Source organism: Desulfosarcina sp. (genome assembly GCF_046496365.1).
In the GTDB taxonomy this organism is placed as follows: domain Bacteria; phylum Desulfobacterota; class Desulfobacteria; order Desulfobacterales; family Desulfosarcinaceae; genus Desulfosarcina.
This window is the reverse complement of sequence record NZ_JAWOHB010000057.1, coordinates 1-16,986: the sequence shown is the minus strand read 5'-3', so window position 1 is coordinate 16,986 and position 16,986 is coordinate 1. Positions and strand designations below refer to the sequence as shown.

Genomic DNA, 16,986 nt, shown 5'->3' with positions numbered 1-16,986 from the left:
ACAGCCCTTTGTTTTTACAAGGTGGTCGGGTCAGGCGCTATTTCCCGGCCCTGCCATCATCACAGGCTTCGCCGGCGCCGTCACGCCCGGCGTGTTCGGCAGTACCCGCCAAAGTACAGGCGTCGGCCCCGCCTTCGGGCGGCACGGCCAGTTCTGCCGACGGCTGGGCAGGCACGTACGCGGTCTCCGCCTTGCGTTTGAGCGCAGCAAAGCGATCGGTGAACTCAGCCTCCAACCGAGTATGCAGTTTTTTGGCTTCATCTGGAAACATTTTCTGCAGGGCGGCGTAGCGCACCTCGCCGGCGAGAAACGTCTGCAGGCTGCCGTCCGGGTCCTTTGAATCAAGAATAAAGGGATTTTTTCCCTCGGCCTTGAGCATGGGGTTGTAGCGATAAAGCGGCCAGTAGCCGCTTTTGACAGCCAGGTCGGTTTCTTCCTGCGTTTTTCCCATGCCCTTCTTGATGCCGTGGTTGATACACGGGGCATAGGCCATGATCAACGACGGCCCGTCGTAGCCTTCCGCTTCGCTGAAGGCCTTGATCAACTGCTGCTTGTTGGCCCCCATACCCACACTGGCAACATAGACGTAGCCGTAGGTCATGGCCATGCCGCCCAGGTCTTTCTTGGCGGTCTTTTTGCCGGAGGCGGCAAACTTGGCGATAGATCCGGTGGGTGTGGCTTTGGAACTCTGCCCGCCGGTGTTGGAGTAAACTTCGGTGTCGTAGACGATCACGTTGATGTCTTCACCGGTGGCCAGGATATGGTCGATCCCCCCGAACGAAATGTCGTAGGCGGAACCGTCGCCCACAAAAATCCAGTAGGAACGCTTGGTGAAATACGAAGCCAGGCCGGAAATCCTGTCCAGCAGGGGATTCCCCTCGTAGGCGAAGAGCATCTCTCGCACCTGGTCGCCGTAGCGTCGGGAGCCGTCGGCATCCTTCATGTTCTCCAGCCAGCCCTGCATGGCCGCTTTGAGGGTGGGATCGATGTCCGTAGCCATGGCCTCGGCAACCAGGTCGGTCAGCACCTGGCGCTGTTGCAGCTGGCCAAGGAACATGCCGTAAGTGAACTCGGCCGGATCTTCGAACAGGGAGTTGCCCCAGGTGGGGCCGCAGCCTTCTTCGTTGACGCAGTAGGGAATCGCCGGTGCACTGCCGCCCCAGATGGAGGAGCACCCCGTGGCATTGCCGATGACCATGCGTTCGCCGAACAGCTGGGTGAGCAGTTTGGCATAGGGCGTCTCGCCGCAGCCGGCGCAGGCGCCTGAGAACTCCAGCAGGGGCTGGTAGAACTGGCTGCCCTTGACCGAGTTGCGGGCCACCAGGCCTTCACGGGTCGGCAGGCTGGAGGCGTACCGCTGGCAGGGAACCTGCCGCTTGATCTGGGCGCCCAGAGGCTTCATCACCAGGGCCGGCTTCTTGGCTGGGCAGATGTCCGCACAATTACCGCAGCCCATGCAGTCCTCGGTGAACACCTGCATGCGGAACTTATACGCCTTGAGCTCCTTGCCCAGGGCTTTTTTGGCTTCGAACCCCTCTGGCGCATCCTTGAGTTCTTCGTCGGTGACCAGCACCGGACGGATAGCCGCATGGGGACAGACCATGGCGCACTGGTTGCACTGGATACAGTTCTCCATAATCCATTCGGGCACGTTGATGGCCACACCGCGTTTTTCATACTGGGTGGTGCCCACAGGGAAGATACCATCCGGGGAAAAGGCGCTCACCGGCAGTTTATCACCCTGCTGAGCCAGCATGGGCCGCATGACGTCGGTCACCCAGGCGGGCTCGTCGAGGGCCGCGGCGGCGGACACGCCGGCATCGGCCCAGCCGGGCGGGACCTTCACCTCCACCAGGTGATCCAGGGTCTTGTCCACAGCCTGGTTGTTCATGTTGACGATCTTGTCGCCCTTTTTGCTGAACAGTTTGTGAATCTGGTCCTTCAGGTAGGCAATGGCCTCGTCAACAGGGATCACATTGGCCGCTTTGAAAAAGGCGGTCTGCATGATCATGTTGATGCGACCACCCAGACCCACATCGCCGGCGATCTTCACCGCATCGATGTTATAGAACTTGAGCTTTTTGCGGGCGATGGTCCGGCGCATGGCCACCGGCAGCTTCTCTTCCATCTGCGCAAGGCTCCAGGGGCTGTTGAGCATGAAGGTGCCGCCGGTCTTGATGCCCTCCAGCACGTCGTAAATGTTGACATAGGCCGGATTATGGCAGGCAATGTAATCGGCACTGTCGATCAGGTAGGTGGACTTGATGGGCGTCTTGCCGAAACGCAGGTGGGAGATGGTCACGCCGCCCGATTTTTTGGAGTCATAGGCAAAGTACGCCTGGGCGTACATATCGGTATTGTCGCCGATGATCTTGATGGCACTCTTGTTGGCGCCGACAGTTCCGTCGGCCCCGAGCCCCCAGAACTTACACTGGACCGTGCCTTCGGGCGCCACATCGAAGCCGGGTTCGACATCCAGGCTGGTGTGGGTGACGTCATCGGTGATGCCTACCGTAAAGTGATTTTTGGGCGCCATGCCGTTCATGTTGCCAAACACGGCCTTGACCATGGAAGGCGTGAACTCCTTGGAACCCAACCCGTAACGGCCGTTGACGATGGAGGGCATTTCACCCTGCTCCATGAAAGCCGTGCACACATCCTGATACAGCGGATCGCCCAGGGCACCGGGCTCCTTGGTGCGGTCGAGAACGGTGATGCGTGACGCAGTGGCCGGAATGACCGACAAAAGATGCCTGGCGGAGAAGGGACGGAACAGACGCACCTTGACCAGACCCACGGAATCGCCGCGGTCGTTGAGGTAGTTGACAACCTCCTCGATGGTCTCGCACGAAGACCCCATGGAAACGATCACGCGGTCGGCGTTGGGGTCGCCCACGTAATCAAACAGGTTGTATTTACGGCCGGTAAGGGCGGAAACTTTTTTCATGTAATCGGCAACGATGTCCGGCAGCTCCTGGTAATAGACATTGGCCGCTTCGCGTCCCTGGAAGTAGATGTCAGGGTTCTGGGCGGTGCCGCGCAGCTCCGGGGCTTCCGGATTCACCGCACGGGCACGGAAATTTTCAAGGGCCTCCATGTTGATCAGCGCGGCCATGTCTGCATAGTCGATGGTCTCGATCTTCTGGATCTCGTGGGAAGTCCTGAATCCATCGAAAAAATGCAGAAAGGGCAGGCTGGAATCGATGGCGGCCAGATGGGACACCAACCCCAGATCCATCACCTCCTGGACCGATGCGGAGGCCAGCATCGCAAAACCCGTCTGGCGAACGGCCATGACATCCTGGTGGTCGCCGAAGATCGACAGGGCGTGGGCAGCAATGGCCCTGGCGGTAACGTGCAGAACGCCGGGCAACAGTTCACCGGACATCTTGTACATGTTGGGAATCATCAGCAGCAAGCCCTGCGAGGCGGTATAAGTAGACGTCAGCGCACCGGCGGCCAAGGCACCGTGGACAGCGGCAGCCGCACCGGCTTCACTTTGCAGCTGGCGAACCAGCAGGGTCTGGCCAAAGACGTTCTTGCGGCCGTTGGCGGCCCACTCATCGCATATCTCACCGATGGGGGACGAAGGGGTGATGGGATAAATGGCCGCGACCTCGCTCATGGCGTAAGCCACGTGGGCGGCTGCGGTGTTCCCGTCGATGGTTTTCATTTTTTTTGCCATAACTGCTCCTTGTAACGAGTTTAAAATACGGAATCGACGCTGCGGCAGTCGGTCTCAGGCGAACCGCCGCAGAAAACCAGTGCTTCACAGCAAAGCGACACCTGTGCAAACAGGATTGCCAACAATTTTACTGTATTTTCTGATGAAAAAAGGAATTATTCTAAACATATTGAGTCAAACTTGACAAGGATTAATTAGCCTGGGTCGGTAAGCCGCCAACATTTCGATTTTATGAAAGATTCAGTGTTACTGCAGCTTTCGGGCGCAGCCCCCGGCACAACGACATCACGACGGCAGCGGTCAGAATTGCACACCTTTTTAACCCGGCATGCTGCGGCGATCAACGGACCGTTTCAGCCAGCTCATCGAACCGGCACTTGAGCATCAGAGACTCCCCGTCGAAAGACGTTTTCACTTTGTAGGGCAGCGTCTTGAACAGGCCGATCATGGCCTTGTTCTGGGGCGAGGTATAGGCCACCAGGCCGGAAATACCGTTTTCACGCGCGGCTCGGGCCAGCTTGCGGATAAACAGTTTGCCCAGGCCTTTGCCCTGGTATTCCTTGGAGATGGAAAACGCCACTTCGGCGATGTTGGCGTCGATAAGCAGCAGATATTCTCCAACCCCCACGACCTTACCGAAGCCGAACTCGCCCACCACCGCCACCAGGGTAAGGTCCTTGATATAATCGATCTGGGAACGCGTTTCCACATCGCTGCGGTCAAAACTGAGTTTTTCATGGAAAAACCGCAGCTGCACATCCTTTTTGTCCAGACTGTAGTAGTGCTCCTGGATCCGGCGCTCATCCACCGGCTTGGACGGCCGGATGGTGATCTCTTCGCCGTCGCGCACGATGGTCTCTTCCAGATGGATGGGGTAGATGCCCTTGGTGGCCTCCCCCAGGTGGCGCTCGCTGCCGATGAGGCGCATCTCCTTGGCTGCCGAAAACAACTGGTCACGATGGTCGGGGTGAGCGATACCGATCATGGCCAGTACGCGTTCCTGAAGGCTTTTGCCGAACAGATTCACCGCCCCGTATTCGGTAACCACGTACTGCACGTCGCCCCTGGGGACCACCACGGCAGACCCCTTCAGAGACGGCACGACATTGCTTTGTTTTCCATCCCGAGAGGCGGAGTAGAGCATGAGAATGGATTTGCCGCCCTTGGACCGTTTGGCACCGCGCACGAAATCGGGAATACCGGAAACACCGGCGAAAAAGGTGTGTTCGGAGGCCTCGGCCGTCACCTGTCCCGTGAGGTCAATGGTGTGGGCCACGTTCATGGAGATCATGCGGTTATGCTGGGCGATGATGAAGGGATCGTTGACATAGTCCGAGGGCCTGAAATCGACGCCCGGGTTGTCGTGCAGAAACTCGTACAGGTTCTGGCTGCCGATGGCGCATGAAGCCACCAGTTTGCCTTCATTGAGTCCCTTCTTGCGGTTGGTAATCACCCCCGATGCATACAGGTGCATGACATCATCGGTGATGTACTGGGAATGAAACCCCAGATCGTTCTTGTCGGCCAGCGCCTTGACAGTGGCCTGGGAGGCGGCGTCCAGCCCGATCTGGAGCGTCGAGCCGTCATCCACGAATCGGGCGATGTGTTTGCCGATCCATTCGGCCGCTCCGGATTGTTTGCGCAGGTTAACGGCCAAGATGGGTTCTTCATGCTCCACCATCACATGGACATTGTTGACATGAATGAAGCTCTGTCCCATGGTGCGGGGCATTTTCGGATTCACCTGGGCAATGACCAGGTCGGCGCTCTGGGCGGCGGCCAGGGTGACATCCACGGAGACGCCCAGGCTCATCCAGCCGAAATCGTCGGGAGGTGATACCTGGACCAGGGCTACGTGAATGGGCAGTTTCCGGGAGAGGAACAATCCGGGCACCTCGGACATGTTGATGGGCGTAATGAAGCGCATGTGGCGGGCAATGGCTTCCGTATCCGCCGATCCCAGGTAGATCGTCCGAATGTTGAGGCTGTGGTCACGGGTCTTGTCTGCGATTTCGGAAAGGGAGGTGGTCTCGCGGCTCATGAGACGGACGATTTCCAGTCCGCTGATCCTGACGGCAGCAGCGGACAACGCCCGGACCAGCGCTTGGGGTTCGCCGCAGGCACTGCTGATAAACACCCGTTTGCCGGGGCGGATCATGGCAATGGCCTGCTCCGCCGTGCGCTGTTTTTCCACAAAACTGTCAGCCCAGTACAATGACCGTCTCATCGCCTGCCTCCTGTTAAAATGATCGCTGTCGATTCAGATGGGCAACCCATCGCTTGAAGATCCAACCGCTCGGTTGATCAGCTGCTGTGGTTTTCCTGTTTTTCGAGAATGAACCGGCAGTCCGCCACGGTGACACCCTCCCCTTCCGTGTGAACGAGCAGGGGGTTGATGTCCAGCTCTTTGATCTCCGGATGGTCCAGCACCAGATCGGACAGCCCCACCAGCATGCGTTCAATGGTGCCGATGTCGGTCTTCGGCGCACCGCGAAACCCGGAAAGCAATTTGTGGCCCTTGATGCTGCGCACCATGTTGCGGGCACCGTTGCGCGTCAAGGGCGCCAGCCGGAAGGCGACATCCTGAAACACCTCCACGAAGATGCCGCCGATGCCGAACATGATCAGCGGGCCGAATATGGGATAACGTGTCATGCCCAGAATGACCTCGTGGCCTTTGGGCGCCAGCCGCTGAATGAGAACGCCAGTGATTTCAGCATCCGGGTTGAATTTTTTGGCGTTGTCTACAATGGTGGCATAGGCAGCGGTCACCGACCCGCGGCTGTCCGGCCCCACAATAACCCCGCCGGCATCAGACTTGTGGATGATCTGGGGTGATACAATCTTCATCGCCACTGGATACCCCATCCGGTCGGCGGCGTCCCCGGCCTCGGTCTCGCTGGCGGCCAGGACCGTGGGCAGCACGTTGAATCCATAGCATTTGAGCAATTCGGTGCCGCCGATCTCACCGATGTAGGTTTTACCCTGGTCCATTGCGCCGGCAATGATCTCCGCCGCGCGTTTTTTATCGTGTGTGACCGGAAAGGGTGCCAGCTGCTGGCGGTTAAGCCAGCGGGAATAACGGTAGAGGGCCCCGAATGCCTTGGCCGCGCTTTCGGGAAAACGGTAGACGGGAACCCCGCTCTCCTGCAAATGCTTAACGCCGGCGGACACGTCGATGATCCCCATGAAACAGCACAAGATGGGTTTGTGTGAGCGCCGGGCAATGCGCACGATGGCCTCGGCCGTACCGATGGCGTTGGTCATGCTCTGGGGGGTGAGGATCACCAGGGCACCGTCCACGCCCTCATCCTTGATAACCGCGGATAGGGCGTTTTCATAGCGGTCCTGGGCTGCATCGCCGATAACGTCCACGGGATTGTTCACGTTGGCGGTCAGGGGTAGATGGCTTTTGAGTACGTCGATGGTGTCTTCGCTGAATGCGGCCAGTTCGAGCCCGGACGAAACGGTCATGTCCGTGGCCACAATACCGGGACCGCCGGCATTGGTGACAATGGCCACCCGGTTGCCCAGGGGCACCTTGCGCCGCATCTTGCCCAGGGCGCTCTCATTTTTATAGGCGAAGGCGATGCCAAAATCAAACAGCTCGTTGATCGAGTCCACCCGGATAATGCCGCTCTGGGCAAAGATGGCATCATACACCGCTTCACTGCCCGCCAGCGATCCGGTGTGGGAGGCAGCTGCCAGGGCCCCCGCACTGGTGCGGCCGGATTTGATGGCCAGCACCGGCGTGGGCCGTTCCCCGCCGGTGATCTCTTTGACCACCTGGATGAACTCGGACCCGCGCTGCAGCTCTTCGATGTAAAGCATAATCACTTCGGTTTCAGGATCGGCGTGAAAATAACGCAGCAGATCCAATTCATCCACATCCGCCTTGTTGCCGATGGAGACGAATTTGGAAAATCCAAAATCCTTGTCGGCCGCAAAGTCAAGCACCGCCGTGCACAGTGCGCCGCTTTGCGAGATAAAGGAGATATTGCCCGCCGCCGGCATGCGCGCCGAGAAACTGGCGTTGAGCCGCACATCGGCCATGGGATTGATCACCCCTAAACAGTTGGGGCCGACCACCCGCACACCGGCTTCCCGGCACATGGCCACGATTCGCCTTTCAATCTTCAGACCTTCGCCGCCCACCTCCTTGAATCCCGCAGAGACGATGACCACGGCCTTGACACCCTTGTCGATGGCATGCCTGATGGCCGTCTCCGCATGCTTCGGCGGCAGGATGATAATGGCCAGGTCAATGGGGTCCGGGATATCCTTAAGGTCCGCGTAGGCGCGCACGCAGGCAATGGACTTGGCTCTGGGGTTGACCGGGTAAAGGGTGCCGGTAAAGCCCCCTTTCAGGATGTTGACAAAGATATCGTGGCCGACTTTTCCCGGACTGCTGGAGGCGCCCACCACCGCCACTGAAGTCGGGTTGAACAATGCATCTAGACCTTCCATGCGCAATACCTGCCTTCTTCGGGTTGGGCTGGTTAAGCCATTGTCAAAATTAAAATTGGTTATACCATTAATATATGGGACCTCCGAAAGTGTCAAGATCCAAGCAATCGTGCCGCTGGCGGGCTTTGCTTTAACGCGGGTTGATAAAAAAGAATTGTCGAATACTTAAGAACCGTTGCGTCCGTCCGAAAACAAGGGCTTCTGATCAGCGGATCAATAATTGGTACGACCTTTGACGTTCACGCGCAGTCGTGTCAGAAAAATTCTTACAAGCGAATCATAATTTCCCGAATTGACTAATTTCAATGGCATTGATATCTTGCCACGGGTCTGAGGAGATTTTTCACTGCCAGATCTGAACTGCTGCCGGCGTCCATCCCCGGCCGGCGGATTCAATTTCAGGCCATGGCTGGGCGCAACCCATCGGACACAACCTTAGAGGACTCGAAATGATTGTTGCCGGACTAAAACTGACCTTATTGGGCATGATGGTGGTATTTTTATTTCTCGTGGCATTGATCCTGTTAATCAAGCTTTCCTTCCGCATGTTGTCCGCAGGCAGTGCCAGGGAGCTGGCCGCAATGGAGTCCGCCGAACTGAAAAAAAGAAAGCGCGCTTTTGTCGAAACGGATGACAAGTTGCTGATTGCCATTATCAGCGCGGCGATTGCCACCCATCGCTCCCGGACACGCATCGTTGGTTGATGCCTATCCATGCACGGTTGTTTTGACTGACGCAGTCGTCATCGTTAATCATTTAAATTCTTGGAGACAGTATCAATCATGAAAAACATTCGTTATATGGATACCTCATTGCGGGATGGATTCCAATCGGTATTCGGGGCCCGTGCACTGACTGATGATTTCATCCCTGCCATCGAAGCCGCTGTGCATGCCGGCATTGAACATATCGAGGCCGGCGGTGGGGCGCGCTTTCAGGCGCTGTTCATGTACTGTGGTGAATCCGCTTTTGATATGATGGACCGGTTTCGTGCAGCAGCAGGACCGGCTGCAAGCCTTCAGACCCTTGCAAGGGGTATCAATGTGGTGGCGCTGTCCGCTCAGCCCAGAGATATGATCGATCTGCATGCCCGCATGTTTAAGAAGCATGGAATGACGCACATCCGCAATTTCGATGCCCTCAATGACGTTCGAAACCTCATTTATTCGGGAAAATGCATTACCAATGCCGGATTGCACCATCAGGTATCCGTCACGATGATGGAACTGCCGCCGGGCTGTTCAGGCGCCCACGATGCCCCGTTTTACATTAAAACCCTTCGGGAAATATTGGACGCCGGACTTCCCTATGATTCCATCTGCTTCAAGGATGCTTCCGGAACATCCAATCCCAACAAGTTTTACGAGACCATCAAGGCAGCGCGCAAGCTGCTGGGCAAGGATGCCATCATCTGGGCCCATACCCATGAAACCGCCGGTGTGGGCATCACCCAGTACAAAGCCGCCATCGAGGCCGGCTGCGACGGCGTGGACTTGGCGCGCTCCCCCCTGTCCGGCGGAACCTGCCAACCGGATATGCTCTCTTTGTGGCATGCACTGAAGGGGACCGATTATACCTTGGATATCGACGTGACCAAAATTATGCAGGCCAACCTAGTCCTTCAGGAATGCCTAAAGGACTACTTTTTTCCCCCTGAGTCGCAGAAAATCTCGTCTGAGGTGATCCTTTCGCCCATGCCCGGGGGTGCCTTGACGGCCAACACCATGATGATGCGCGACACCGGCACGCTGGACCTCTACCCCAAGGTGATCGAGGCCATGTCCGAATGCGTGGCCCGCGGCGGGTTCGGCACCTCGGTGACCCCCGTATCGCAGTTTTATTTCCAGCAGGCCTACACCAATGTGACCCAGGGGCCCTGGAAAAAAATAACCGACGGCTATGGCAAGATGGTGCTGGGTTACTTCGGTCGCACACCCGTGCCACCGGATCCGGAAATCGTCAAGCTTGCCCAGGATCAGCTTGGCAAACCCGTGTTCACAGGAGACCCGCTGGACATCCTTGAACCCGGTATTCCCAAAGCCAAGGCGATTCTTGAGAAACACGGCCTGCCGGTCAACGACGAAAACATTTTCATTGTGGGCGCACTGGAAACGCAGGGAAGCAACAAGGGACTCGACTTTTTAAGGGGCAACAAACCCATTAATGTCCGCAAGGTTACCGACACAAAGGACGCGCCGGCTCCTGCGGCCGTGGCAACGGCGTCAGCGCCGGCCATGAACGAGCCCGCCGATTACACGGTGACCGTAGAAGGCAAAACCTACCAGGTCAAGGTGGAAGCGGCCACCGGTGAGGTTAAAACGATAGCACCCGCAGCTGAAGCCAAACCGGTTAACGTGGTCGGCGTCAAAGCCAAATTACAGGGCATTGTATACGAAATTTTTGTCTCTGTCGGTGATCACGTCAATCGAGGCGATTCACTCATGATTCTTGAAGCCATGAAGATGGAAACCCCGGTAGTAGCCCCCTGCGACGGCAAGGTGGTATCCATCGAAGTGGAAAAAAACCAAGTCGTCAAACCCGAACAACTGGTCGCAACGATTGCATAGGCCAGGAGACCCGATGATACACTATAAAAAGTCAGCCATTGGTTTGGCAGTCGTAGTTGCGCTGTTGATCATTTCCACCCTGGCCCTGGCCGCCACCTCCTCGCCGGGGGAAACCGCCGCACAGACTGAAATGGCTCCCATGGGTGCCATGGTGATTGAGTTCATCAAGACCACGGGGCTGTTCGCCTACCTTTTCCCGGTGTCCGGATTATGGACCGAGGGTATCGGCAGGCTGTTAATGGTCGCGATCGGTCTGTTGATGTTGTATCTGGCCATCGGCAAACGCTTCGAACCCCTGCTCCTTTTGCCCATGGGCTTTGGATGCATCCTGGCCAATATTCCCCTGGCAGGCATCACCGAGCCGGGAGGCATCATCTACTACATCTATGAAATCGGAATAAAAACAGGTGTCTTCCCGCTTCTGGTCTTCATGGGGGTCGGCGCCATGACCGATTTCGGCCCCATGATCGCCAATCCCAAGACCGCCCTTTTGGGAGCGGCCGCGCAGTTCGGCATCTTCAGCACCCTCATCGGCGCACTGATCCTGTCTGAAATCGTCCCCGGAATCAATTTTGATCTTTTTGACGCGGCATCCATCGGTATTATCGGCGGAGCCGACGGCCCCACGGCGATTTTTCTGGCCAGCCAGCTCTCCCCAGACCTGCTGGGCGCCATTGCTGTGGCCGCCTATTCCTATATGGCCCTGGTTCCCATCATTCAGCCTCCAATCATGAGGGCGTTGACCAGTTCCGATGAACGCAAAATCCGCATGACCCAATTACGTTATGTGGGAAAAGTGGAAAAGATTATCTTTCCGCTGACCACCCTTGGGCTGTGCATGTTTTTATTGCCGTCGGCCGCGCCACTGATTGGGTTTTTCATGTTTGGGAACCTGATGCGAGAGTGCGGTGTCGTCGACCGCCTTTCCAAAACCACCCAAAACACCTTGATCAACATCGTCACGATATTTCTCGGACTGGGGGTCGGTTCGCGGTTGTCGGCAGCCAACTTCCTGAGTTTGGAAACCCTGGGAATCCTGTTGCTCGGAATCGTTGCCTTTTGCATCGGAACCGCATCCGGCATATTGATGGCCAAGCTCATGAACCAATTTTCAATCAATAAAATCAACCCGTTAATTGGTTCCGCCGGAGTATCTGCAGTACCCATGGCTGCCCGCGTCAGTCAAAAAATGGGCATGGAGGAAGACCCCGAAAACATGCTGTTGATGTTCGCCATGGGGCCGAACGTCGCCGGGGTGATCGGCTCGGCGGTGGCAGCCGGCGTGTTGCTGACATTAAAAAATCTTATGGTATAATCCGGCCTGATAAGCTAAACTGCCGAGGTGCGATTGACCCAAAATTTTACCGACTTCTAACTGACCGCAGACATGTAAGGACCAGGTTAAATTCATCGGAGGCAAGAATGTCAATACGCGTGCTCATGTTCAGAAAAATGCCCCGCCTGTATGGCGGAATGGAAGCCGGCCTGCTGCCCCAGATAGGCCCATTGCTTGTCGAGGCAAGGAAGCTGGCTTTTCGTCAACCCGGATACATCTCGGGGGAGACCATGCGCAATGTGGCGGACCCGTATGAATTTTTGGTAATCAGCACCTGGAAATCGGTTGATGACTGGGAGCGGTGGTTTGCCAACAAGGAACGGGAGGTCGTGGAGAACAAGATCGATGCCGTCTTAGGAGCAACGACCGAATACAGGGTTTACTCCTACGACTGACGCAGCGTTGAACGTGCATGCCATCCCGGCGAGCCATCAACACGAGGCCTGCACCCTTGAAGGGTCGGTAAAACCGCAGAGCGCCTGATTTGAAGCCCGGTCTCGCACAGGCAGGAAGAGTGATTCCATGACCATGTATGCCAAAGACGTAATGGTTGTCTCCTTCGATAAAATTCATCAGGATGCGCCCATTGAAAATGCCATCAAGCTGATCCTTAACGGGAGGGTCAGAAAGTCGGGCCATAAGACCATCAGCCTCATGGTCGTTGACGATCTTGGTCAGTTGTGCGGTGTGGTCAGCATGTATGACATTCTTTTTCATCTTCGACCGGATTTTTTGAATCTGAGCGTGGAGGCAAACACGCTGTTGTGGACAGGGCAGTTGAGGCGATTGGTGGAAGCCCTTAAGGGAAAAAATGTCAGACAGGTAATGAGCATGAACGTGATGAGTGCGCAGTTGGATGACCATATCATCGTTATCCTGGACCAAATGATCAAAAACAAGTATCGTCGCCTGCCCGTACTGGAACACAACAAACCGATTGGAATTATATATCTATCCGATATTTATTATCATATTTTCAGTTCGATTTAGGCTTACGGCCTCGGCGCCCGACACCGGAACGTAACCTGCGCCACATGCACCCATTGAATTTAAGAACCATCTCCATGTCCGCGCGGAGCCGCTCATTAAACATGCCACACAAATTCAAGCCCATTAAACCCAAACGGATTTCAGACCAGGTGTTCGACCAGTTGCGGGAACTGATTTTCAGAGGTGAATTCAAAGCCGGAGAAAAGATTCTCACCGAACGGGAACTGGCCGAAGCCTTTGGTGTCAGCCGGACCTCGGTCAGAGACGCCACCAACAAACTGGTTGTCATGGGCCTGCTGGAACAGAAACAGGGCCAGGGCACCTTCGTGCGGTCGCCTGAATCACGGGAGAAAAACATCCTGGCCAACATGGTGGAAAGCCAGGATGCCTCTATCAGCGACCTTTTGGAAGTCCGCATGGGGCTGGAGTGCAACGCGGCAGCCATGGCCGCCTCCCGGGCCGTGGAAAAGGACCTGCGGTTTATGGAGGAAAGCATCGCCGAGATGCAAAATGAAGTCAAATCCGGCAGACTGGGTTCGGAGGCGGATGCGTCGTTTCACATGGCCATCGCCTATGCCACGAATAATCCTCTCCACATCTTCATCATGAAGAATTTCTACGATTTCCTGTTTACCGGCATCCGGGTCAACCTGGAGGGGCTTTACGAGGTGCCGGGAAACATCGACATCATTATCGACCAGCACCGGGCCATCTACCAGGCCATCCGCGATCACGACCCTCAAGCCGCCCTGCGGGCCATGAAACAGCATATCGATTTTGTATACAATTTCTTCGAAGGCCAGGGGGAGTAGCTTACAGCAGTTTCTCAAAAAAATCGTTGCCCTTGTCGTCCACCAGAATAAACGCCGGAAAATCCTTGACCGTGATCATGTAAATCGCCTCCATCCCCAGTTCGGGGTACTCCAGCACCTCCACCGACGTAATGCACTCCTTACCCAGCCGGGCGGCAGGGCCGCCGATGGAGCCCAGGTAGAACCCGCCGTATTGCTTACACGACGCCGTCACTGCCTTGGAGCGGTTGCCTTTGGCCAGCATGACCATGGAGGCACCCCGGGCCTGGAAGATGGGCACGTAGGAATCCATGCGTCCGGCGGTGGTGGGACCGAAGGAACCGGAAGCGTAGCCTCGGGGGGTCTTGGCCGGTCCGGCGTAATAGATGATGTGATCCTTCAGATACCGGGGCAGTCCCTGGCCGCTGTCCAGCCGCTCCTTAAGCTTGGCGTGGGCGATATCCCGGCCGACGATGATCCGGCCGGACAGTTTCAGGCGGGTGGCCACCGGATATTGGGTGAGGATGGCCCTAATCTTGTCCATGGGCTGGTTCAGGTCAATGGCCACGGCGTCCTCACCAGAGCCCTGAGGTTGGGGGAGAAAGCGTGCGGGATCGGTTTCCAACCGCTCCAGAAAGATGCCGTCGGCGCTGATCTTGGCCTTGATATTGCGGTCCGCGCTGCAACTGACGCCCATGCCGATGGGGCAGGAAGCGCCATGGCGCGGCAGCCGCACCACGCGAATATCGTGGCAGAAATACCTGCCGCCGAACTGGGCGCCGATGCCCAGTTCCCGGGACCGCGCCAGCAGTTCGGCTTCCAGCTCGAGATCCCGGAAGCCATGCCCGGTTTGGCTGCCGGCGGTGGGCAGACCATCCAGATAGCCGGCCGAGGCCAGCTTGACCGTCTTGAGGTTGAACTCCGCCGATGTCCCCCCCACCACGAACGCCAGATGGTAAGGCGGGCAGGCGGCGGTGCCCAGGGTCTTCATCTTGGCCGTGAGAAAATCCACCAGTGTACCCGGGTTGAGCACGGCCTTGGTCTCCTGGAAGAGGTAGGTCTTGTTGGCCGATCCGCCGCCCTTGGCGATGAAAAGGAATTTGTAGGCATCGCCTCCGGTGGCATAGATCTCCACCTGGGCCGGCAAATTGCACCCGGTGTTTTTCTCTTCGTACATGGTCAGTGGTGCATTCTGGGAATAGCGCAGGTTGGCTTTGGTATAGGCGTTGAACACGCCCTTGGAGAGCGCCCGTTCATCGCTGAAGCCCGTCCAGACAAACTGGCCCTTTTTGCCCATGACGATGGCAGTACCGGTATCCTGGCACATGGGAAATTCCATTTCGGCGGAGATAACGGCGTTTTTGAGCATTTCCAGGGCCACATAACGGTCGTTGTCCGAGCTTTGCGGATCCTTGAGGATCTTTTCCAACTGCGCCAGGTGGGTCGGCCGCAGCAGGTGGGAGACATCCGTGAAGGCGGTCTCGGCCAACAGTTCCAGCCCTTCGGATGCGACCTTGAGTACGGACTGTCCTTCGAACCGGGCCGTGGAGACGTGGTCGGTGGTGAGCAGCCGGTAGGGGGTATTGTCCTTGCCCAGGGGCAGCAGTTCTTCATACGTGAATTCGAGCACGGTTCAATCTCCTTATCGTCTCATGCAAACAGGCTGATCCATGACCTAAAACCCGCGCTATCTCCCGCGCACGCTTGTCTGACTTCATTTTTCCGGAATAGGGTTTTCGTTCAAACCGGCCAGCGTCCGGTGGCGGCGCTGAAATGCGAAAGCGCATTGATTTAATTGGTGGGCTTCGGTATTGTCAAGACAAAAAGGGCAACCTTAAAGCCGCAGGTCAGGAAAAATGACGACTCACCATTCAGCGCATGAATTGCAAAAGAAGATCGGGTCGCTTGAGGCGGAACTGGCCGTCCTGAAAAAATGCAGCGCCATCGTTTTGGCTGACCAGGGCTTCGATGAAGCGGCCAGGTCCATTTTCAAGGCCTGCAAGGAGGCGGCGGGCGCGACAGCCGGATATGTGGCCCTGCTTTCGGAAGACGCCGCCGAGAATGAAGTGCTTTTTCTGGATACCGGCGGGATGCCCTGCGCAGTTGCCCCCCAGCTGCCCATACGCGGACTGCGGGCCGAGGCGTATCGGGATGGAAAGACGGTCTATGCCAACGATTTTGCCAGCAGCCGGTCGGCCGGCTTTATGCCCGCAGGGCACGTCGAACTGAAAAATGTGATGTTCGCCCCCATGGCTATCGGCCAACACGTGGTCGGGTTGCTCATCCTGGCCAACAAACCGGTTGATTTCACCCCCAGGGATGCGGCGATCGCATCGATCTGTGCTGAATTCGCGGCCATCGCCCTGATGAAGACCAGGCTTGAAGATGACCGGCGGCGATCCGGACAGTCCCTCATCGAGAGTGAAGACCGATTCCGCAAGCTTTATGCAGCCATGAATGAAGGCGTTTGTCTTCACGAGATCACTTTGGATGCTGCCGGCCAACCGGTCGACTATCGGCTGCTGGAGGTCAACGTCGCCTATGAACGCATCACCGGCCTGAAAAGGGAAGCCATCGCCGGCAGACGGGCCACGGAAGTCTATGGGGTCGACGACGCCCCCTTCCTGGACACCTATGCCCAGGTGGCTGAAACGGGAGCCCCCACATCCTTTGAAATCCATTGGGCGCCCATGGACAAACACCTTCTGGTTTCCGTCTTCTCACCCCGCAAGGGTCAATTCGCAACTGTTTTTACGGATATTACCCACCTGAAGGTCAAAGAGGAACAACTCCGCATCAGCGAAGAGTACCTGGCGACGACCCTCGACGCCATCGGCGATGCCGTGATCACCACCGACAGGGGAGGAAGGGTTCTGCTCATGAATCCGGTTGCCGAAGCATTGACCGGATGGCGCTTATCCGAAGCCAGAGGCAACCCTCTGGATAAAATCTTTGCCATCTATCATGAAAAGACACGCAACCGGATGGAAAACCCCGCCCTCAAGGTTCTCAAAGCGGGTGGCAGGGTCGGTCTGGCAAAACACACGATCCTGATTTCCAAAGACGGAACGGAATACTTTATTGATGACAGTGCGGCGCCCATCCGAAGTGAAAATGGCGATGTCATCGGCGTCGTTCTCATTTTTCGGG

11 protein-coding genes are annotated in these 16,986 nt (G+C 56.8%); 7 read left to right on the top strand and 4 right to left on the bottom strand.

Annotated features, from left to right (window positions below):
- Positions 1-37: 37 nt before the first annotated feature.
- The 3 genes from nifJ to R6V78_RS04385 all read right to left on the bottom strand — a co-directional run bounded on the left by nifJ (position 38) and on the right by R6V78_RS04385 (position 8,152).
- A complete protein-coding gene (nifJ, locus tag R6V78_RS04395) occupies positions 38-3,685 on the bottom strand; it encodes a pyruvate:ferredoxin (flavodoxin) oxidoreductase (protein ID WP_410288117.1) in 3,648 nt (1,215 codons plus the stop codon).
- Between the two features lie 340 nt (positions 3,686-4,025).
- Complete coding sequence (locus R6V78_RS04390; RefSeq protein ID WP_410288116.1) at positions 4,026-5,912, bottom strand: GNAT family N-acetyltransferase; 1,887 nt, start codon at positions 5,910-5,912, stop codon at positions 4,026-4,028.
- Positions 5,913-5,989: 77 nt separating this feature from the next.
- Positions 5,990-8,152, bottom strand: a complete 2,163-nt coding sequence (locus R6V78_RS04385; protein ID WP_410288115.1) for an acetate--CoA ligase family protein — start codon at positions 8,150-8,152, stop codon at positions 5,990-5,992.
- Between the two features lie 449 nt (positions 8,153-8,601).
- Here R6V78_RS04385 and R6V78_RS04380 point away from each other — a divergent pair, with 449 nt between their 5' ends.
- From R6V78_RS04380 to R6V78_RS04355, 6 genes are all read left to right on the top strand, one after another.
- Positions 8,602-8,856, top strand: a complete 255-nt coding sequence (locus R6V78_RS04380; protein ID WP_410288114.1) for an OadG family transporter subunit — start codon at positions 8,602-8,604, stop codon at positions 8,854-8,856.
- A 78-nt stretch (positions 8,857-8,934) separates the two neighbouring features.
- Positions 8,935-10,719, top strand: a complete 1,785-nt coding sequence (locus R6V78_RS04375) for a biotin/lipoyl-containing protein (protein WP_410288113.1) — start codon at positions 8,935-8,937, stop codon at positions 10,717-10,719.
- A gap of 13 nt (positions 10,720-10,732) precedes the next feature.
- Positions 10,733-12,034, top strand: a complete 1,302-nt coding sequence (locus R6V78_RS04370; protein WP_410288112.1) for a sodium ion-translocating decarboxylase subunit beta — start codon at positions 10,733-10,735, stop codon at positions 12,032-12,034.
- Positions 12,035-12,141: 107 nt separating this feature from the next.
- On the top strand, positions 12,142-12,450 hold the full coding sequence (locus tag R6V78_RS04365) for an antibiotic biosynthesis monooxygenase family protein (protein WP_410288111.1): 309 nt from the start codon (positions 12,142-12,144) through the stop codon (positions 12,448-12,450).
- A gap of 127 nt (positions 12,451-12,577) precedes the next feature.
- Positions 12,578-13,045, top strand: a complete 468-nt coding sequence (locus R6V78_RS04360) for an HPP family protein (protein ID WP_410288110.1) — start codon at positions 12,578-12,580, stop codon at positions 13,043-13,045.
- Positions 13,046-13,146: 101 nt separating this feature from the next.
- Complete coding sequence (locus tag R6V78_RS04355) at positions 13,147-13,857, top strand: FadR/GntR family transcriptional regulator (RefSeq protein WP_410288109.1); 711 nt, start codon at positions 13,147-13,149, stop codon at positions 13,855-13,857.
- Between the two features lies 1 nt (position 13,858).
- Here R6V78_RS04355 and R6V78_RS04350 read toward each other — a convergent pair whose 3' ends face one another.
- On the bottom strand, positions 13,859-15,466 hold the full coding sequence (locus R6V78_RS04350) for a fumarate hydratase (RefSeq protein ID WP_410288108.1): 1,608 nt from the start codon (positions 15,464-15,466) through the stop codon (positions 13,859-13,861).
- Between the two features lie 226 nt (positions 15,467-15,692).
- Between R6V78_RS04350 and R6V78_RS04345 the strand changes: the two genes are divergently transcribed.
- Positions 15,693-16,986: PAS domain S-box protein (locus R6V78_RS04345; RefSeq protein ID WP_410288107.1), on the top strand; the 1,294-nt coding region annotated here is incomplete at its 3' end.